The organism is Arthrobacter sp. D3-18, assembly GCF_054408525.1.
The window spans coordinates 181,364-199,988 of the sequence record NZ_CP096440.1; the positions used below are offsets into that span (position 1 = coordinate 181,364).

The window sequence follows — 18,625 nt, forward strand, 5'->3', positions numbered from 1 at the left end:
GGATTGGTGTTAACTGCCGTCTCGGCGAGTGGTTTTTGGCTAGCGCAGGCCTTTCAAGATGTTCTTGGGTCGCTGCATCTCACCGTGCTTGGCACCCAGAATGATCACCCAGGCAGCGAACGCAGGAATGGCCCACTGGAGTGCTTTCAGCTGAGTCTGAGCGGCTTTCAACTCGTCCGATGCGTCGGGCCGCGGCTCCGTGGCACCCTCGGCGCCTTCGTCGGAGAGCTCATCCACCTTCTTGCCCACTACACCTGCGTACAAGGTGACAGCTGCACCAGCCAAGGTCACCACTGTCTTGTAGATGGTGTTTGCGGCGACGCTGTCCTGCTTGGCGATCCGGCCTTTGTTTTCCCAAGCGATGGCCAGGTCAGCGGCCAGGTGTCCGGCGAAAGCTGCCGTCTGAACCGGAGCCCACTTACCCCAGCCTTTGCTTGAGAGGCGGGTTCGCTCGGTGGGGTCCTTGGCTTCCGCTGCGGCACCGTTGAGTCCGATGGCCCCCATCAGTGAACCGCCGAACCATGCTGCGGCTGTGAGGTCGTGAATGGAACGGGCTACGAGATTTCCTGCCATGATGTGCTTCCTATCGTCGATCCGGAAAGTACCTATTAGGCCGTGTCAGCCTCGAAACAGCGTGCTTCTATACTAAGCATGCTTACTAAGATGCGGCCAGTCGGTAGAGCGACACCTTGCGGTTACGCTTAGCCCGTGGAACAGCTCTACGCGATTCTCGCATGCATAATTCTTGGTTGTTTGACCGTTTTCCAGCTGGCGTTGGTGGTTGGCGCGCCCCTAGGGCGGTTCGCTTGGGGTGGGCAGCATGACGTCCTGCCGCAAAAGCTACGGGTGGGCAGTGTGGTCTCTATCGTGCTGTACGCCCTGTTCGGCTACACGGCGTTGGCAAAGGCCGGATTGGTGCCGGTGCTGGTCAGCGAAACCTTCACCGATATTTTCATGTGGGTACTTACCGCCTACTTCATTCTGGGCGTTGCCATGAATGCGATCTCCCGCAGCAAGCCCGAGCGTTTCGTGATGACCCCGGTGGCGTTGGTTCTGGCGGCCCTCTTCCTGCTTCTTTCATTGGGTTGATCCCGAACCCGGGACGCACGCGGCCGCGACGCTCCAGTTAACCCCGATGTTCGTCCCGAGCATGGGGGTTACCTGCCAACTCGGCGGGGACCACGCCGCACCTATGATGAACTGGACTGGCGCCGGAACTACGGCGCGGAAATGAGGACCCTTAGATGTTCGCCGTCCCGGTACCCCCGGTGCGCCATCAGCAACTGCTCGTCACGATTTTCGGTCTTTACGGCCGGAACGCCGGCGACGCGTTGCCGGTTTCTGCGCTGATCTCCATGCTGGGCTCCCTAGGGTACGACGCTCCCGGTGTGAGGTCGTCCGTCTCCAGGCTTAAGGCCAAGGGCGTACTGAAGAGTGTCCGTGAGGGAGGAATCGCCAAGTACAAGATCTCCGAGTCCGTCAGCGACGTGTTCCGTGAGGGTGACCGGCGAATCTTCGCGCCAGAGCAGCCTGCGCCGGTGGATACCTGGGTGCTGGCCGTCTTCTCAGTGCCCGAATCCATGCGAAACCGTAGGCACCAACTGCGGTCTGCTCTGCTGGGGCTTGGTTTTGGTTCCGTTGCCAACGGTGTGTGGATCGCGCCCGCACATAAGCTGGAGCAAGCCCGGGAACGCCTTACTGCGAGCGGGCTGATCGAGTTCGTTGATCTTTTCCGGAGCGACTACGTGTTCGACGGTCCCATGCGCCCCAAAATATCTGAGTGGTGGGACCTCAAGGAACTCGATCAGCAGTTCACCGAGTTCCTCGAGGTGTACAAAGGCGCGGAGCAGCAATGGACCGAGCGGGTAGGAGATGATCCGGAAGCTGCGCTGGCTACCTCCACCGAAGAGCTGCGCCGCGACGCATTCCGCTATTACATTCCCATGCTCACCATGTGGCGTAAGTTCCCGTACCGGGACCCGAACCTGCCCACCGACTACCTTCCGCCCGAGTGGCACGGACCAGCGGTGCGCAAGACCTTCCTGGCCGTACACCGCTTGGCGGCGCCCCTGGCAGCGGCCCACGCACATGAGGTCATTGCGGAGGCCTTGAACCCGGCCGCCGCCTGAACCTGCCCCTTTCTGAGCCCTGAGGCCTTGACCCCGGCTGCCTGGGACTTGGGCTGTTCGGTTACTCGTCGATGCGGGGTGCGTCGATGATGCCGAACACTTCACCCTGCGGCGCCTGAATGATGGCCATGCGTCCCAGGGGGCTCTCCGTTACGGGCATGAGAAGGGTGGAACCGAGCTCCACTGCCCGTTCCGCAGTGCCTTGGACGTAGTCGCTGGCGAACCAGGTCAACCAGTGATTGGGGGTAGCCTCGGGGATGTCGGCGTCATGCTGGATTCCTCCCACTTCCCGGCCGTCGAGCGGCCTGCGAAAAGTGGAGTAGGGAAGGCCGTCCTCGGTGGCGTCCTGGTAGCTGATATCGAAGACCTCAGAGTAGAACGACCTGGCGGCGGTGAAGTCCCGGGTGTGGAGCTCGTTCCAGCACAGTGCGCCGTGTTCATTGACGCGTTCCGCCCCGATATGGGTGCCGGCTTGCCAGATGCCGAAGGCCGCACCAACGGTGTCCATGGCCATCGCCATGCGGCCGGATTCCATGACATCGAACGGAGGCGCGATCATTTCTCCCCCGGCCGCGCTGATTTTTTTGGCAGTGACGTCCACATCGTCCGACGCCAGGAACGTGGTCCAGACGGTGGGTATGCCCGGTGCCTGCTTCGGCCCCAAGCCCGCGACGGCGCGCCCGCCAAGGTGCGCCAGGAGGTACTCCCCGGCGTCCTGGCCACCGGATACGAATTCCCAGCCGAAAAGATCCGCGTAAAAGGATTTCGCCGCTGCGACGTTGTCCACGCCCAGGTCCACCCACATGGGCGTTGCTGCCGGCCAGCTCGAGATTTTGGTGGACATGGGACTCCTCGGGGTAGGGCGCTTAGGGGGCGGCTGACCCTCCGGACGCCCGATGCGCCGGGCGTCCGGAGAGACAGCCACTATAAAGTGCGCCGTAGTCCCGGTTCGTGACACGATTTCGACCTCGGATTTTGAGCCCCTCTAAACCGCTGACCCCAAAAGTGCCAACTCCAAAACAGCCAGCCCCGAAAAGATGGCGGGAAAGCGAAAGCCGCCTTCCCGCCGTCGTGCGTTTCCAGTTAGACCGTGCGCGTTGCCTTCGCGAGGTTCTCGCGGAGTTCGTCCGCGTTCTGCCGGATGACGTAGGCCGGGCGGTCGCGCTCAACGCGCCAGCTGTCCTCCAGCGGGCCGATGTTGACGGTGTCGAAGCCGAACTCGTCGTAGATCTTGGAGACAAGCTCGGCTGCTTCCGGGAAGTCACTCGAGGTGGCCAGGGCGCGACGGTTGGCGCTGCCTGCGGGGGCGCCGTCGGTGGTGATGTCTTTGGCAAAGATGTGGTTGAAACCCTTGGCCACCTTGGAGGTTGGGAGGTGCTTCTGGAGCAGGCCGGAGGTGGTGGCTTCTCCGTTATCCAGCTCGGGAATGCGGCCGTCGCGCTCCCAGTAGTAGTTGTTGGTGTCGATGACGATCTTGCCCTCGAGCGGCTCAGTCGGGATGTCTTGGTAGTTCTTGAGGGGAACGGTCACGACGGCGAAATCACCCGCCGCTGCTGCTTCGGCTGCCGTCGCAGCCCGGGCGCGCGGCCCCAGCTCCGCCACCAGCTCGCCGAGGGTCTCGGGACCCCGTGAGTTGCTGATGACGACGTCATAGCCAAGTTCTACCGCTTTGCGGGCGACCTGGCTGCCAATGTGTCCTGCACCGATGATTCCGATTGTTGTCATGACCTTGCCAACACCAAGTTGCAGACGCCTCATTCCCGCGTTACGTAATATTTCCGAGAGGCCTATACTAAGTAGTCTTACTATGCTGGTTTGCATCGAAGACGAGGAGGTAGGGATGGCCGGGCATTTGGAGCTGGTTGAAACGCCTGATGGGGAATTCCGGATTTTGATGGTGGACGGCCAAGACGTGTTGATGGGCCTTTCCAAGCGGTTCGCCTCAGTGGATGAGGCTGTTGAGGGAGTTGCCGCCATCAGGGAAGTGGCGGGGACCGGTCTCCTTCGCACCTCAACGGCAGAGCGATATGCCGTGCTGATGTTGGAGGAACCTGTGATTGATTCAGCGCTGGCAGCGCAGGGTGCGCAGGGCGCACACGGAGCGCAAGCCCAGGCGAAGGTGGTTAGCTGTGGCAGCTGAAATGACGACTCAAAAGAAGCGCGGTGTTCTCTTCGATGTGGATGGAACGCTGATCGATTCGAGCTACTTCCACGCGATGGCCTGGTGGCAGGCGTTCCGACGCGAAGGGTTGGATATCGAAATGTCCGCCATCCATCGTCGAGTAGGCATGGGTGGCGACCGGCTCATCCAGAGCCTGGTTCCGGACTGCCCTGAGGATATGCAGGAAGATCTGAAATCCGCGCACGGTGCGGTCTTCTCAACCTTTTGGCCGACGCTGCGTACCTTCGATTCGGTTCGGGACCTTCTTGCAGCGTGCTCCGACGCCGGATTGGCGGTGGGCTTGGCGTCCTCGGCGCAGGAGCGCGACCTGGAAGTGAGCAGGCACCTCCTGGACGCCGCATCTTCCATTGATGCGTGGACCAGTTCCAATGACGCCAAGGAGAGCAAGCCCGCTCCGGACATCCTTGAGGCGTGCCTGGAGAAGCTCGGGCTTAGCCCGGAAGACGTGGCGTTTGTTGGGGACGCAGTATGGGACGTGAAGGCCGGCGGTGCCATTGGCATTCCTGTCATCGCACTGACCTGCGGTGGAATCAGTGAAGCCGAGCTGCGGGACGCCGGTGCCGCGGAAGTCTATGACAATCCGCGGCACCTGTTGGAGCAGCTGGAGACCAGCATGATCGGCAAGTTGATGGCTGGTTCGCGCGACGCCTAGTGGCGGTCGCTGGCGCCTCTAGCGCGGCTCGTCGCTGATTCCTTTGTCCCGCCCGCGCCGGTTCCGCAGGGTCCAAATGATCAACGCAATGATGATGACTGCCGCAACGCCCGCCAGAATCCACGGAACGACGTCGGTGCGGGTCTGCTCCTGCTGTTCGGTCTCGCTGGTGCCAGGGTTGGCGGGCCCGGTGCCCGCGGGATTCGAGACGTCCGTGGTCGGCTCCGCGGTGGGCGTCGCCGTGGATGGCCCGGAGGGGTTGCTGGGTTCCGGCGAGGGGGTGGTGGTGGCAGCTACGCTGCCCTGCACACCCACTGCTGCGTTGGCTGCAACGGCAGTGGAAAGCATGGACCCGGCGAAAAGGGTCAAAGCAAGGGTGGTCATGGCTAATCTGCGAAGCATCGTTCCTCCTGGGTTACTAGCATGATTCCTCATATAGTAAGCATACTGACTAAGCCCCGGCTGTGGATGCTTTTTAGCGGGCGCCGCTGGCAGTAGATCCGCAGCGGCACCCGCGGGCGCCTTAGCGCGTAAGCTTGGCGGAATCCGGTTCCTGATCGCCGATGTGGCCCGGCGCGTTGGCAGCGAGGACGCGCTGGACGAACGCACTGTACTCCTCCATGTAGTGCCGCAACAGCCCGGCGGTTCCTTCGTCCTTAACTGAACCGTCGTCGTCGTACGCGTCTGCGACGAAGCGGATATAGGCCTCAGGCGCGTTCAGCTGCGGCGCGTCCAGGAAGCTCAAAACGCTGCGCATGGACGACTGCATGACCGCTGTCCCGATACCGCCCGGTGAGGCGCCGATGATTCCGGTGGGCTTGCGCGCGAACGAGTTGCTGCCCCAGGGGCGTGAACCCCAGTCGATGGCGTTCTTCAACGCGCCCGGAATGGAGCGGTTGTACTCGGGGGAGACGAAAAGGATGCCGTCCGACGCGGCGATGGCATCCTTCAATTCCCGGCCTGCCGGAGGAAAGTTAGCGTCGTAGTCCGAGCTGTACAGAGGGAGGTCCTTGATGGCGATTTCATGGAACTCGAGTTCCGGCGGCGCCACGCTGATGAGGGCCTTGGAGAGGACCCGATTGATGGAATTGCTTGCCAGGCTTCCGACGAAATAACCGATTTTGAACGTGTCCATAGCGGCCTTCCTTTCCGACGGCACGGCCGGAACCGGCTCGTCGACGGTGTGGTGGCTGGTTGCCCCAGCTTCCACCGACCCTAGTTGACTTATGCACATAGCGCAGCCCCTACTCCCGTCGGGACCGTTGCGGTCATAGACTCATGCCAACTGAGTTCTGGATAGTTCCGGAAAAGGGGTGGCGGGTGAAAGCAGGCATAGCGCGTGAGACGCTCGACGGCGAGCGACGTGTTGCCGCAACGCCGGAAACGGTGAAGCAACTGGTGGCCTTGGGCCTTGAGGTCGAGATCGAGTCCGGCGCGGGGCTGGCGTCCGGCCATAGCGACGGCGACTACCGGACCGTGGGCGCCACTGTGGTGCAGTCATTGGATCTCGGATCGCTGGATGTTTACTGCCACGTGCGTCCCATGGAACCGTCGACGGCGGGAGCTCTCCGCCGCGGTTCGGTCACCGTCGGTTTAGGGTCACCGTCCTCGGAGCTTCCTACTGTGCGGGCACTTGCCGCTGGAGGAATCACGTCCTTTGCACTTGAACTGGTTCCGCGTATATCGCGTGCCCAGTCCATGGATGCACTCACTTCCCAGGCCCTGGTGGCTGGCTATCGCTGCGTCCTCGAGGCGGCCATGCGGCTCCCACGGTTCTTCCCGCTGTACATGACGGCAGCAGGGACCATTCCACCCGCGCGCGTCCTGGTCCTCGGTGCTGGAGTGGCTGGCTTGCAGGCTATCGGAACGGCGAAGAGGCTCGGTGCACGGGTTTCAGCCAACGATATCCGCCCGGCCTCGGCTGACGAGGTGGCATCCATGGGAGGCACGTTCATCAAGCTGGACCTGGAGACCGCCGAGGCATCCGGCGGGTACGCGCGGGAACTCAGCGCGGACCGGGGTGCCCTGCAGCGGGCCCTTTTGGCGCCACACGTGGCCCAAACCGATGTCCTGATCACCACCGCCGCTGTCCCTGGAAGACGTGCGCCGCTCCTGGTAACCCGCGAGATGGTCCAAGGCATGCGCCCGGGATCCGTGGTGGTGGACCTGGCAGCGGAATCCGGCGGGAACGTGGAGGGCAGCATCCCCGGCCAAGACATTTCCATCCCCACTGGCGACGGCCAGGGTGTGGTGACACTGGTGGGCATCAAGGACCCGGCCTCGGCGATGCCCGCTGACGCCTCGCGCTTGTACGCCAAGAACGTGTCCAACCTATTGGCCCTGATCACCCAGGACGGCGTAGTCGCTCCGGACTTTGAGGATGAAGTTGTTTCCGGCACGTGCCTCACCCACGCCGGCGAGGTCCGGCACGCGCCAACTGCGGAAGCTCTGACGGCGCTCGCAGGGGAGACCGCCCCCTTTGGTGGCGGGCATGCAGGCAGTTCCCATACCGGCAGTTCTCACACGGGCAGTGAAGGAGTGCGCTGATGGACGGCATGAGCCTGCTAACGATCACGGTCCTGGCGGTGTTCGTGGGCTTTGAAGTGGTTTCCAAGGTCTCCAGCACCCTGCACACGCCGCTCATGTCAGGGGCCAACGCCATCCACGGCATCATCCTGGTGGGCGCCATCATCGTGGCCGGACAGGCTGCTGATCCATGGGTGTTGGCGGTCGCCCTGCTGGCTGTAGTCCTGGCCACGGCCAACCTCGTGGGTGGGTTCGTGGTGACCGACCGCATGCTGGAGATGTTCCGCGGACGGCAACGGCCGCCGTCGAACGCTGGCCAGGGAGGTCAAGGAAGCTCAGGAGGCCGGGGAAGGTCGGTTGCTCCCAACGGTCCTGAGGGTTCCGGCGCCGGGGAACCGGTTCGAGGGGAGCGCCTGTAATGACGATTCTCAATCCCACTTGGACGGCACTTCTGTACCTGGCCGCCGCGGCCTGCTTCATCCTCGCCCTGAAGGGACTGAATTCGCCAAAGACTGCACGGCGCGGCAACCTGATCGGAGCATTTGGCGCCCTGCTGGCTGTGGTGACGGTGTTTGTTTCGGTGAAGCTGGACAATATTCCGTGGATTCTTGGGGCCATAGCTGTGGGCTCGGGCGTTGCTGCGCCTGTGGCCCGTCGCGTGCAAATGACTCAGATGCCGCAGCTCGTCGCCCTCTTCAATGGTGTGGGTGGTGGTGCCGCGGCGCTTGTCGCACTACTGGAACTCTCGCATGCGGACGACCCGTGGGTTCGACTGGCGATCGTCTTCACGTTGCTGGTGGGTGCGGTGTCCTTCGCTGGCTCCGGTGTCACTTTCGCCAAACTTCAGGGGCTCATGACCACCCGGCCGGTGACGTTCCCTGGCCTGCCCGCCCTGATGGCCGTGGTGCTGCTGGCCGCCGTGGGAGCCGGCGTCGTGGTGATCCTGAACGGCTCGTTGGCGTTGGCGCTGGTCCTGCTACTTTTGGGGCTGGTTACCGGAGTCCTGTTGGTGCTCCCGGTGGGTGGTGCTGATGTGCCGATTGTCATTTCGCTCCTGAATGCCTTCACCGGCCTGGCCGTCGCGGCCTCTGGATTGGTCCTGGGCAATGTCCTCCTTGTGGTTGCCGGCACGCTGGTGGGAGCTTCCGGCACCATCCTTACCCGTGCCATGGCTGCTGCGATGGGACGCAGTGTTGCAGGCATCATGTTCGGGGCCTTCAAGGGTGGGTCCACGGCTGGATCCACTGCCGTGAGTGAGCGGCCCGTGCGTTCCTCCAGTGCGGAAGACGTGGCAGTACTGCTCGGCTATGCGCAGCGGGTGATCATCGTCCCCGGCTATGGGCTCGCGGTCGCGCAGGGGCAGCACACCGCCGCAGAGCTTGCACTTGCCTTGGAAGCACGCGGTATTGAAGTGGACTTCGCCATTCATCCTGTAGCCGGACGCATGCCGGGCCATATGAACGTGCTGCTCGCGGAGGCCAACGTACCGTACGAGTCCCTGAAGGAAATGAGCGACATCAACTCAGAATTCAAGACCACCGATGTGGCCTTGGTGGTGGGCGCCAACGATGTTGTTAATCCTGCAGCAAAGACCACCTCGGGATCACCGATCTACGGAATGCCCATCTTGGAGGTCGCCGACGCCCGCCAGGTGGTGTTCCTCAAACGCTCCATGCGTCCAGGGTTTGCAGGGATTGAGAATGAACTGTTGTACGAACCGCAAACCACCCTGCTATTTGGCGATGCCAAGGACTCGTTGACTAAGGTTCTGGGTGCCGTCAAGGCGCTCTAAGATCGACGTCTTGGAAGCATCCTCGCTTGGCTGCGGGACCTTCCGGACGGTCCGGGGTGGTCCTATGCTGAACCGTACGAGTTGCCCTACCCATGCCGAACCGCCAGACCCAAGCGAGGTTGCGCCATGACCGTGAAACTCAACAAGAAGGCTTTTGACCACGCGAAGCATCTGATTCGCGACGGCAAGGTGGTCAAGGACACCCGCGATGACTGGAGTGAGCACGCCCCCACCGCCAAGGAGGAGAGCGCGTTCCTGGACAAACACGGGCACTCCGAGTACTCAAAGTGGTTCCTGGGCGTGGACGACGATCACCCGGACGACCAAAAGGGCCACTACAAATTCCCGATTGGTGACTTCAAGAAGATCCACCGCTGTGGTGTGATCTCCGCTGAGAGCAGGGCCGGCCAGTACGACTACGACGATATTCGTGATGCCTTGGGAAAGCTGCTCGATAAGATCGACGAGGGGTGAGCACTCCTGACCACTAAGTTGCGTGCAAGGGTGCGGTGACACCGACGTTTCGCGCGGAACTATTGCTGTTCGATGCACTAACCGGGAGGGACCGCGCAGACTGCAGGCCTATACGCCAGGATTTCTGCGAGCTCGGCCAACCTGTGCGCGCGTGCCGATTCGGCGGGAGAAAATGGTTCGCCGGGTCGGGAAAAGACCAGCGGCCCGTGCCACGCCGTCGGGATTTTGAGGATGTCAGTTGAAGGCCCGACGACGGTGGGCACCTCAGGCCTGGGACGCTCCGGATCGATCGGGACCACTTTTGCGGACAGGAGTTCGGCCACAGCCATGGCAAGTTCCGTCGGGTTCCCGGCAATACGGGCGGCGAGACTCAAGGCCTTGGTTTGGCCATCGGCCATGGCCAAAGCAGTGGTGGGCCAGACGTAAGACTCATGCCCGCCGCCGTCGTGCAGTGCTTTCAGCAGTTCCTGTTCCGTGACCTCGCCCGGGGTGGAGAGAACGAACTCATCCATCACCCGCCCATTGAGGCCCGTCTGAGCGGAGCCTGTTCCGGTCATCGGGTGGACGTGGAGGCTGAGGATGTTGGCGTCCATCTTGGCGAGGGCATGGGTAATTTTCTGCAGGGACCCTGGCTGGTCCATCAGCACTGTTCGTGCACGCCACAGGGCAGGAGCGAGGTGCAGTTTGTGCCGTTGTCGGAGGGCAGGCGCATGCAACCAGCGCCGGAGGACTTTGGCTGCCGAAGGTTCAGCCACCCAAATGACCAACACAGTGGCGGTAACGGCCAGCAGCAGGACCTTGGCCACGTAGGGAAGGGTGGTTCCAACCACTGCCGCATGAACCAGTAATTCGATGGGAAGCATAACTGCGATGTTCGCGATGGTAAGCCGGGCTTTGGGCGGTTCGGGCAACTGACCGCAGACGTCACAGAGGAGCTCAGCGGTGACGGGCGTGCTCGGGTTGGGCTTCATGATTTCATGCTGCCCCGCCCCTGTTTCGGACCCGTTGCCTTCGCGTCACGTTCTGGGGACAGGCCTGTGAACGAACGAACCCGGCACCCTCGAGGTGAGGACGCCGGGTTCGGTCAAGCAAGTGGGAAGGAGCGCTCGCGGAGAGCGATCGGCCTTTAGCGCGTGCGGTCGGAGTCGAAATCCGGGTCCAGTTCGGAAGCCTGGCTTGCGTTGCGATGGGCCGCCGCGTCCTTGAGAAGATCCCGGATTTCGGCAAGCAGGGCAGTATCTGCGGGGAGCGGCTCTTCCTCGGGTTCCTCGGTGGACAGGCGGTTCTTGACCAGGGAATTGATCTTGTTCATCGGCGCTACGAAGATGAAGTAGACCACGGCGGCGGTGATCACGAAGGTCACGAGCGCGGTCAGTACAGCGCCGAAGTTGATGAACGTGGCGGGGTTGTTTTCCCAGATCTTGAAGCCGAGTCCGTCAGCGTTCATGCCACCGGCGGCGGCGATCACGGGATTAATGATGTTGGTGGTGAAGGCAGCAACGAGGGCGGTGAACGCACTGCCAATGACCACGGCAATGGCCAACTCGATCACGTTGCCGCGAAGTATGAAGTCCTTGAAACCCTTAAGCATGGATGTTCCTCCGAATAGGTGCAGTTTCTGCCTCCAGCAGAGATCAAACTACCACTCCGAAGTTTCAGGGAGTTGTCACAGGGATGTGAGAGAAGGTTGGGGAAAGGGGCCGGGATGTGAGAGACGGTTGGCCGGAAGGGCTAGGGATGTGAGAGACGGTTGGGGGGAAGGGGCAGGGATGTGAGAGAGGATCCCGGCCCCTTCCCCGTCAGGCGAGCAGCGACCTGGTGTGGTCGTTGAGGAACATTCCGCGGGGATCAAATTCCCTGCGGACCTGGATGAAGGTGTCCAGCTCCGGATAGAGGCGTTCCAGCCGGCTCCGGGTCATGAAGTGGATCTTCCCCCAGTGGGCTCGCGGCTCGAACTCCTGAAGGACGGCATCGGCGTCGCGGAAGAACTGCCAGTAGTCGGTTCCAGGCTCGGTGGTCAGTGTGATGACGGTGCTGTCGCGGCCTTGGAACTGGGACATGTAGGCGTCGTCGGACTTTACCCAGCGGACCTCCACGGGGTACTTCTGTTCGGGATACTTGCTGCGGATAAGGTCCTGGATAGCCTCTACGGCGACCAAACCGTCCTCGCTGCGGACGAAGTACTCGAGTTCATGGAACTGGGTGGTGAAGCCGCCCGGGTAGATCCGGTAGGAACGGTCCAGCCGCGCACCTTCAACACTGGATATCTGGCTTTCGTCCTGGACGGAGGCAACGTTGTATCGCTTGGTGTAGCTGCGGCCTCCCATGCTGTGGTCCGGCGAACCTGGAAGGTCCAAGAGCTCACAAGAGTCATCTTCCGGGCACCACAGGAAGGAGTAATGCCGGTTGTCATCGATGTCGCCCTGCCATGTCGAAGCAGTTTCCGCCCACGTGGGGTAGGTGATCTGTTCTTGGAGGTAGTAGCTGTCCTCCACGGCCAGCTCCACCTCCAGGAAGATCCCCAGCGTGCCCAACGCAACCTGCGCTGCCCGCAGCTCGCGGAGCTGGCTCTCCCCGATTTCCACAATCTCGCCATAGCCGTTGATCAACTTCACCCAGCGAAGGTTGGAGGAGAAGCTGCCCAGGTTTTTGCCCGAGCCGTGCGTGCTGGTGGCCAGGGCGCCGGCGATCTGCTGCTTGTCGATGTCCCCCTGGTTCCCCAAAGCCAGCCCCTTCTCCCACAAGGCATCCCCGAAAGCGTTGATGGTTGTGCCGGCCAAGGCCCGCGCGCGGCGCCCCGACTGGTCAGTTCCGGTGATGGCCGAAAGGCCGGCCATGTCCATCAGGACCCCGCCGGTTTGAACCAAGGGCGACGACGAGTGTCCTGAGCCGACTGCCCGCACAGGCAAGCCTTCGCGGATGGCGAAACGGACGGCGTCGAGCGCTTCTTGTTCATTCCTGGGCCGAACGGTGAAGGCAGGCGTCGCGCTTTGATTACCGCCCCAGTTGGTCCAGGTGGCGTCCGTGGCAAAAGGGGCCGAAGGGGTAGCGGCACCTGGCAAGGAGGCCGGGCGGGAAACATTGGTGGTCATGGTGGAAGCTCCGTTGCTTGTCTGAACGCTCACGCGCCGTGGTTGATCATGACGTGCTTGGTGCGCGAGTAATCGTCCAGGGCGTAGAGCGAGAGGTCGCGGCCGTAGCCGGAACCTTTGAATCCGCCCCACGGTACCTCGCACGCGAGAACAAGGTGTGCATTGACCCACACGGTGCCGAAGTCCAACTGCTTGGGAATCCGGAGGGAAAGGCTTGAATCGCGCGTCCACACCGAGGCTGACAAACCGTACGGGCTCTCGTTGGCGCGGGTCACAGCTTCTTCGGTAGTGCTGAAGGTTTCCACAGTGACCACTGGGCCGAAGATCTCGTGCGTGGCGATGTGAGCGCCCGCGGGCACCTTGCTGATGACCGTGGGCTCGATGAAGTAACCGGGACCTTCCAGCGCGGAGCCGCCGATAGCCACGGTGAGGCCTGCCTCCTGGGCTTCCGCGAGCGACTCCTTGACTCGTTCGTAGTGCGGGAGGGAGATCATGGGACCGATTTCGACGTCGTCGCCGGCGTCGGGTGCGCCGATCACGAGGGTGCTGACTTCCCTGACCAGGTGTTCGGTGAATTCTTCGGCCACGGACTCGTGCACCAGCACGCGGCAGGCGGCACCGCAGTCCTGGCCGGCGTTCCAGAAGCCGGCGTTTCGCACGCCCGCAGCGGCAGCGCGGAGGTCGGCGTCGGGGAAGACAATAACGGGAGCCTTGCCGCCGAGTTCCAAGTGGACGCGCTTGACGGATTTTGCGGCAGTTTCGGCCACTGCCTGGCCACTGACGACGCTGCCGGTCAGGGCGACCAAGGCAATATCAGGATGCTCGGACAGGCGCTGTCCCACGGTCCGGCCACGGCCGGTGACCACGTTGAGGATCCCGTCAGGGATGCGTCCGGCCAGCACTTCCACCAGCTTCAGCGTAGACAACGGGGTTTGCTCGGAGGGCTTGATGACGATGCTGTTGCCTGCTGCGAGGATGGGTGCGATCTTCCATGCGGCCATCAGCAGCGGGTAATTCCACGGCGTGATCACGCCGACCACACCCACAGGTTCGCGGAGGATCACCGACGTGTGGTCCGTGGCGTAGTCGCCGCCGGCCATGGAGGTCAAAGTCCGTGAGGCGCCGGCCATGAACCGGAAGGTGTCGATGGTGCTGGAGACGTCGTCCTCGGACACGGCCTGCGGCTTGCCGGTGTTGGCGGATTCCAGGACTTCGAAGACCTTGCGGTTCTCCTCAACGATGTTCGCTATGAGGTTCAGGACATCAGCGCGTTCCTTCGGAGTGGTGGCACCCCAGGTCTTTTGAGCCACGACGGCGGCAGCAACAGCGACGTCCACATCATCGGCCGTGCCGGCCTGCACGGAGGCGATGACCTGTTCCGTGGTGGGATCCACGACGTCGATGGACTGGCCTGAGGAGCCCTGGACGAAGGATCCGTTGATGAAGTGCCCTGCCGGAGGCAGCGGCAGTTGCAGCGGGAGCGACGAGGCTTGGGCGTCGGCGGATGCGCGTCGGACGGTGAACTGTTCAGTCTGGGTGGTAGTCATGATGATTCGCTTTCAGATGAGGTCTGGCGTGAGTGCAGTTGCGGGAAAGGGGGCGGCTTCTGTCTTCTTGCCGAACAACCGGGCCGCGAAGTAATAGAGGGGAGCGACGACGACGAGGCCGACGATCCAGGAGATGTCCACACCGCCCATCGCGGCGGCCAACGGACCCGTGTAGATGGCGGTGGCCGAGAAGGGAACCTGGATCAGGGCGCCTGCTACATAGGAGCCGATGGCGACCCAATTGAACCGCCCGTACACGCCGCCGTCGCGCTTGAAGAAGTCTTCAACCCGGTACTCGCCGTGCCGCAGAAGGTAGTAGTCCACCAGGTTGATGGCCGTCCACGGAACCAGGACGTACATCAGGAAGGAGAGGAAGTTGGTGTAGAAGAGGATGAAGTTATCGCGGGCAAAGAGGGCGATGGAGACTGCGACAACGAAGAGGATGATCGCGGCGATGCTACGGGTCTTGGCGCGTGGCAACCAGCTCGGCTTGAAGGTTTGCCCGATGGTGAGGGTGCATAGGACGCCGCAGTACAGGTTCATGGCGTTCGACGCCGCCACGCCCAGGCAGAAGATGCCAACGATGATCAGGGTCCACGGCTGAAGCATCTCACCCAGGCTGCCCACGATTTCCACGTCCCCTGTGCTCATGGAGACGGCTAGCGTGCCCACCAAAGCGCCAAGGATCATGGGGAAGAGGGTTCCCAAGACGCAGCCCGAATAGGAAGCCCAGAACGCCGGGGCGGAACCGGTTCCCTGCGGCATGTAGCGGGAGTAATCAGAGACATAAGGCGCGTAGGCCAGTTGCCACAGGGCGGAGACTGAGATGGTCCCCATGAAGCCGACCCAGTTGAAGTTGCCCGTCTCCAGGAAGTTGCCGGGCAATCCGTGGACCATCAGGATCCAACCGAAGGCCAGCAACAAGGCCAGGCCGGCTGCGACGCTGAGGACGCGTGCATAGGCGTGGATGAGCCGGTAACCGAAGATCGTGGCGACAACGCTGACAACGCCAATGATGATGATTCCCGCGTCAACGCTGATGCCCGGGCTCACCGCAGCCATTGCTTCCCCGCCAAATACCAGGTTCGCTGCGAAGAAACCGACGTACATGATCACTACGATGACCACGATCAGCAGGGCTCCGAAGGAACCAAACTGGCCACGGGTCTGGATCATCTGGGCCACACCCAATTGCGGGCCTTGGGCTGAGTGCAGCGCCATGAAGATGCCGCCCACCACGTTGCCGATGATGATTCCCACGATTGCCGGAACGAAGCCGAGGCCGAACACCGTGGTGGCGAGTCCGCCGGTCACGATGGTCATGATCATGATGTTGGAGCCGAACCAGATGGTGAAGAGGTCCCGGGCCTTGCCGTGCCGCTCATTCAAGGGGATGGGCTGGATGGTTTTGTCCTCGAGCCGGGGTACGTCCGTGGTGGGCCTCGGTGCCTCGGTGGAGGTACTCATGACGCGCTCCGGGATGCCGAAGCGAGTTCACGAACAGCCGTGTTGTCCGCTTTGCTGCGGTTCACCATGAGGCCGAGAAGGTCGAACACCAAGGTGGCCGCGGCCACCGTGGTGATGTCCGCATGGTCGTAGGCCGGGGCGACTTCCACGACGTCGGCGCCCACGATGTTGATGCCGTCCAGTCCGCGGAGCAAGGCCAGGAGCTCGCGGGAGTGGAGCCCGCCCATTTCGGGGGTTCCGGTGCCGGGTGCGAACGCGGGGTCCAGGACGTCGATGTCGATGGAGACGTAGACGGGGGTATCGCCGAGCCTGTCCTTCACGCGCTGGATAGCTGCCGGAACACCGATCACGTCCAAGTCCGAGCAACGGATGATCTGGAACCCGAACTCGTGGTCACGGAGGAAGTCGTTGCGGTCATAGACCGGTCCGCGGATACCCACGTGCATGGACTTGTCCTCCACCAGGAGGCCTTCCTCGAACGCGCGCCGGAAGATGGTTCCGTGCGTGATCGGCTGGTCGAAATAGGTGTCCCAGGTGTCCAGGTGAGCATCGAAGTGCAACAGGGCCACAGGGCCATGGACCTTGTTCAGGGCCCGCAGCATGGGAAGGGCGATGGTGTGGTCGCCGCCGATGGAAATGAGGCGCTTGTCCGCGCTGATCAGGGGCAATGCCTGCTCTTCGATCTCACGGACTGCCCGGGTGATGTCATAGGGGGTGCAGGCGATGTCGCCGGCGTCCACAACCTGGGCTTCGTACACCGGTTCCACGTCGAGCTCCGGGTGGTAGCCGGGGCGCAGGAGCCGTGAGGCCTCGCGGACTGCGGCAGGACCAAAGCGGGCGCCCGGCCGGAAGGAGGTTCCGCCGTCGAACGGTACGCCGACGATCGCGATGTCGTAATCCGGGACGCGGTCGATTTGGGGAAGGCGGGCGAAGGTGCCGAGGCCTGCATACCTGGGGACTTTGGTTGCGTCGACAGGACCGATGGGCTTGTGGGTTGTCATTGACGGATCCTTGGGTTGAGGGGTGCTCGCCGTTGAGCGGGAAGTAAGTAATTCCATTCTTGGTGACGTGGATCACCCCCGATAGCGGTACATTGACTACAAATGGCCGAGCCATTTAGACGAATGTCTAAGTGCCACTCAATCCGGCGGCAAAAGCCGAACAAACAGAAGGAATCGGGGCGGAAAATGGCGATCACCGTGGCTGAACTCATCGCCGAGCCGCAGCTTGGACTCACCCTGATGGCCGGACCCGGTGGCTTGGACAACCGCATCACCTGGGCCCATACCTCGGACCTGCCCAGGCTGTGGGAGTGGGTAACCGGCGGAGAGCTCATGATGACCAACGGCCTCTCCATTCCTGCCGACGCCGAAGGCCAGGTAGCGCTCGCCGAAGCTTTGATGGACAGCGGCGCCAGCGCGTTGGCGATCGGTGAGAAGATGCACGCGCCGCCGCTCACGAAGGAATTCCTGGAGGCCTGCAACCGCCTTCCGCTGCCCCTGATCAACATCCCGTACCCGCTGCCGTTCATCGCGATCGCCCGTTCGGTGGCCGAATCCTCGCTGCTCGAAGAGTCCCGCCGTTTACGGCAAACGGCCCGTGTTTACGACCTCCTCCGCACTGCGGGAGCTTCCGAGGACCATTGGCAGAGCCTCGTGCAAAGGCTCACCACCGAGCTCGATGCGGACCTGTTCGTGGTGGACCGGCGCTGCCTCCATCCGTGGCATCCCGATGGACAATCACTCCCGGTGTTCCTCGCCGAGGAGTGGGCTCCGCTATCCGGCCAGGCATCACTCGCCGGGAAGAACTTCCAGTGGCACCGTATCCGTGGCAGGCACGTGCTCACCATGGATATTCCCACCCATGCCAACGCGCTCCTAGTGGTGCTGCCCAACAGCGAACCGCACCCGGACGCCGTCGTGCTTCTTCACGCCGCAACCGTGCTGGGGCTGCAGCTTTCGCGCATCGTTTTGTCGCTGGAAGGGCGCCACCGACTGGCGGGCGAGTTCCTGCTGCAGGCCATGGATGGGCGTTTGGGCGCGGCCGAGATGGAGAGCCGGCTGGCCGGTTTCGAGGTTCCGCCACAGGATTTCCTGATCGCCTCCATGGCCAAGGCTGCCGGCCATAAAACAGCGGACGACGGCGACAGGCTGGCTAATGTTCATATCGAACTGTGGCGGCACGGGGTTGCGTCGGCCACGTTGAAGCGGAACAACAGGCTCCACGTGGTGGTCGCGGCCGACGTTTCTGGCGACGTCCTGGTGCACTGCGCCGGGGCGGATGCCGCCATTGGAATCAGTGCGCCTGCGGCCGTCGCCACCATCCAGCGCGCACTGCAGGAGTCCCTCTGGGCGCTCGGTTCGGCCCGAGCCGCCAACCTGGGACTGACCCGTTATGCGGAGGGGCCATCGTGGCTTGGACTCACCAGTTTCGAGGAAGGAACGGCGCTGGTGCGGCGTCTTTTGGGCCCAATTTTCGATTACGAGCAGGGCCAGGAAGGCGATCTCCTGGTCACCTTGAAGACGTATTTGGACTCGCAACGCTCTTGGCAAAAGACTGCTACGGCACTCTTCGCCCACCGGCAGACCATCATCTATCGAATGCGGAAAATCGGCGAACTGACGGGGCTGGACATGGGTGAAACGTCCACGATTGCCCAATTGTGGTTTGCGCTGCAGATCCATGAAGCGATGCATCAGTAGTCATACCTTGCTTGCGCATTTTCACAACAACCAGCTATGGTGTGAAGCGTGTCACCCAGGTG

The 18,625-nt window shown here is 62.5% G+C and carries 20 protein-coding genes; 9 read left to right on the forward strand and 11 right to left on the reverse strand.

The window, feature by feature from the left end; all coding sequences use genetic code 11:
* Positions 1 to 39 precede the first annotated feature (39 nt).
* Complete coding sequence (locus tag M1D89_RS02890; protein WP_498647856.1) at positions 40 to 573, reverse strand: hypothetical protein; 534 nt, start codon at positions 571 to 573, stop codon at positions 40 to 42.
* A 135-nt stretch (positions 574 to 708) separates the two neighbouring features.
* On the opposite strand from M1D89_RS02890, the gene M1D89_RS02895 reads away from it, so the two are divergent.
* The gene (locus tag M1D89_RS02895; protein ID WP_498647858.1) at positions 709 to 1,089 is read left to right on the forward strand and encodes a hypothetical protein; all 381 of its coding nucleotides are present in this window, start codon (positions 709 to 711) and stop codon (positions 1,087 to 1,089) included.
* A 155-nt stretch (positions 1,090 to 1,244) separates the two neighbouring features.
* Positions 1,245 to 2,129, forward strand: coding sequence for a PaaX family transcriptional regulator (locus tag M1D89_RS02900; protein ID WP_498647860.1), 885 nt, complete (start codon positions 1,245 to 1,247; stop codon positions 2,127 to 2,129).
* Between the two features lie 61 nt (positions 2,130 to 2,190).
* On the opposite strand, the gene M1D89_RS02905 is transcribed toward M1D89_RS02900, so the two are convergent.
* The gene (locus M1D89_RS02905) at positions 2,191 to 2,973 is read right to left on the reverse strand and encodes a VOC family protein (protein WP_498647862.1); all 783 of its coding nucleotides are present in this window, start codon (positions 2,971 to 2,973) and stop codon (positions 2,191 to 2,193) included.
* Positions 2,974 to 3,212: 239 nt separating this feature from the next.
* Positions 3,213 to 3,854, reverse strand: coding sequence for an NADPH-dependent F420 reductase (locus M1D89_RS02910; protein WP_498647866.1), 642 nt, complete (start codon positions 3,852 to 3,854; stop codon positions 3,213 to 3,215).
* Positions 3,855 to 3,936: 82 nt separating this feature from the next.
* Here M1D89_RS02910 and M1D89_RS02915 point away from each other — a divergent pair, with 82 nt between their 5' ends.
* Both M1D89_RS02915 and M1D89_RS02920 read left to right on the forward strand, forming a co-directional pair.
* Complete coding sequence (locus tag M1D89_RS02915) at positions 3,937 to 4,269, forward strand: hypothetical protein (RefSeq protein ID WP_498647868.1); 333 nt, start codon at positions 3,937 to 3,939, stop codon at positions 4,267 to 4,269.
* 1 nt (position 4,270) lies between these two features.
* Positions 4,271 to 4,963: an HAD family hydrolase gene (locus tag M1D89_RS02920; protein WP_498647870.1), complete on the forward strand. Its 693-nt coding sequence runs from the start codon at positions 4,271 to 4,273 to the stop codon at positions 4,961 to 4,963.
* Positions 4,964 to 4,981: 18 nt separating this feature from the next.
* Here the strand turns inward: M1D89_RS02920 and M1D89_RS02925 are convergent, their stop codons facing one another.
* Both M1D89_RS02925 and M1D89_RS02930 read right to left on the reverse strand, forming a co-directional pair.
* Positions 4,982 to 5,365: a hypothetical protein gene (locus tag M1D89_RS02925; RefSeq protein ID WP_309074244.1), complete on the reverse strand. Its 384-nt coding sequence runs from the start codon at positions 5,363 to 5,365 to the stop codon at positions 4,982 to 4,984.
* A gap of 121 nt (positions 5,366 to 5,486) precedes the next feature.
* A complete protein-coding gene (locus tag M1D89_RS02930) occupies positions 5,487 to 6,098 on the reverse strand; it encodes an NADPH-dependent FMN reductase (RefSeq protein WP_498647873.1) in 612 nt (203 codons plus the stop codon).
* Positions 6,099 to 6,283: 185 nt separating this feature from the next.
* Between M1D89_RS02930 and M1D89_RS02935 the strand changes: the two genes are divergently transcribed.
* The 4 genes from M1D89_RS02935 (at position 6,284) to M1D89_RS02950 (ending at position 9,755) form a co-directional block, all read left to right on the forward strand.
* Positions 6,284 to 7,510 (forward strand): Re/Si-specific NAD(P)(+) transhydrogenase subunit alpha, encoded by a 1,227-nt coding sequence (locus tag M1D89_RS02935; RefSeq protein ID WP_498647875.1) that lies wholly within the window; start codon positions 6,284 to 6,286, stop codon positions 7,508 to 7,510.
* Positions 7,510 to 7,908, forward strand: coding sequence for an NAD(P) transhydrogenase subunit alpha part 2 (locus tag M1D89_RS02940; RefSeq protein ID WP_498647877.1), 399 nt, complete (start codon positions 7,510 to 7,512; stop codon positions 7,906 to 7,908). Before M1D89_RS02935 ends, M1D89_RS02940 begins: the two co-directional genes overlap by 1 nt.
* Positions 7,908 to 9,281, forward strand: coding sequence for an NAD(P)(+) transhydrogenase (Re/Si-specific) subunit beta (locus M1D89_RS02945; protein WP_498647879.1), 1,374 nt, complete (start codon positions 7,908 to 7,910; stop codon positions 9,279 to 9,281). Before M1D89_RS02940 ends, M1D89_RS02945 begins: the two co-directional genes overlap by 1 nt.
* A 126-nt stretch (positions 9,282 to 9,407) precedes the next feature.
* On the forward strand, positions 9,408 to 9,755 hold the full coding sequence (locus M1D89_RS02950; RefSeq protein WP_498647881.1) for a hypothetical protein: 348 nt from the start codon (positions 9,408 to 9,410) through the stop codon (positions 9,753 to 9,755).
* 77 nt (positions 9,756 to 9,832) lie between these two features.
* Here M1D89_RS02950 and M1D89_RS02955 read toward each other — a convergent pair whose 3' ends face one another.
* From M1D89_RS02955 to speB, 6 genes are all read right to left on the reverse strand, one after another.
* Positions 9,833 to 10,726, reverse strand: a complete 894-nt coding sequence (locus M1D89_RS02955; RefSeq protein ID WP_498647882.1) for an amino acid-binding protein — start codon at positions 10,724 to 10,726, stop codon at positions 9,833 to 9,835.
* A gap of 155 nt (positions 10,727 to 10,881) precedes the next feature.
* Entirely contained in the window at positions 10,882 to 11,346 is a 465-nt protein-coding gene (mscL, locus tag M1D89_RS02960) for a large conductance mechanosensitive channel protein MscL (protein ID WP_498647884.1), read from the reverse strand.
* Positions 11,347 to 11,554: 208 nt separating this feature from the next.
* Positions 11,555 to 12,880 carry a D-arabinono-1,4-lactone oxidase gene (locus M1D89_RS02965; RefSeq protein WP_498647885.1) on the reverse strand — a complete coding sequence of 442 codons (1,326 nt, stop codon included), beginning with the start codon at positions 12,878 to 12,880 and terminating at the stop codon, positions 11,555 to 11,557.
* A complete protein-coding gene (locus M1D89_RS02970) occupies positions 12,877 to 14,394 on the reverse strand; it encodes an aminobutyraldehyde dehydrogenase (RefSeq protein WP_498647888.1) in 1,518 nt (505 codons plus the stop codon). The genes M1D89_RS02965 and M1D89_RS02970 overlap by 4 nt, the downstream gene beginning before the upstream one ends.
* A 12-nt stretch (positions 14,395 to 14,406) precedes the next feature.
* Entirely contained in the window at positions 14,407 to 15,861 is a 1,455-nt protein-coding gene (locus tag M1D89_RS02975) for a purine-cytosine permease family protein (RefSeq protein WP_498647889.1), read from the reverse strand.
* Entirely contained in the window at positions 15,858 to 16,862 is a 1,005-nt protein-coding gene (gene speB / locus M1D89_RS02980; protein ID WP_192811967.1) for an agmatinase, read from the reverse strand. Before speB ends, M1D89_RS02975 begins: the two co-directional genes overlap by 4 nt.
* 186 nt (positions 16,863 to 17,048) lie before the next feature.
* Between speB and M1D89_RS02985 the strand changes: the two genes are divergently transcribed.
* Entirely contained in the window at positions 17,049 to 18,563 is a 1,515-nt protein-coding gene (locus M1D89_RS02985) for a PucR family transcriptional regulator (RefSeq protein ID WP_498647890.1), read from the forward strand.
* Positions 18,564 to 18,625: the final 62 nt, after the last annotated feature.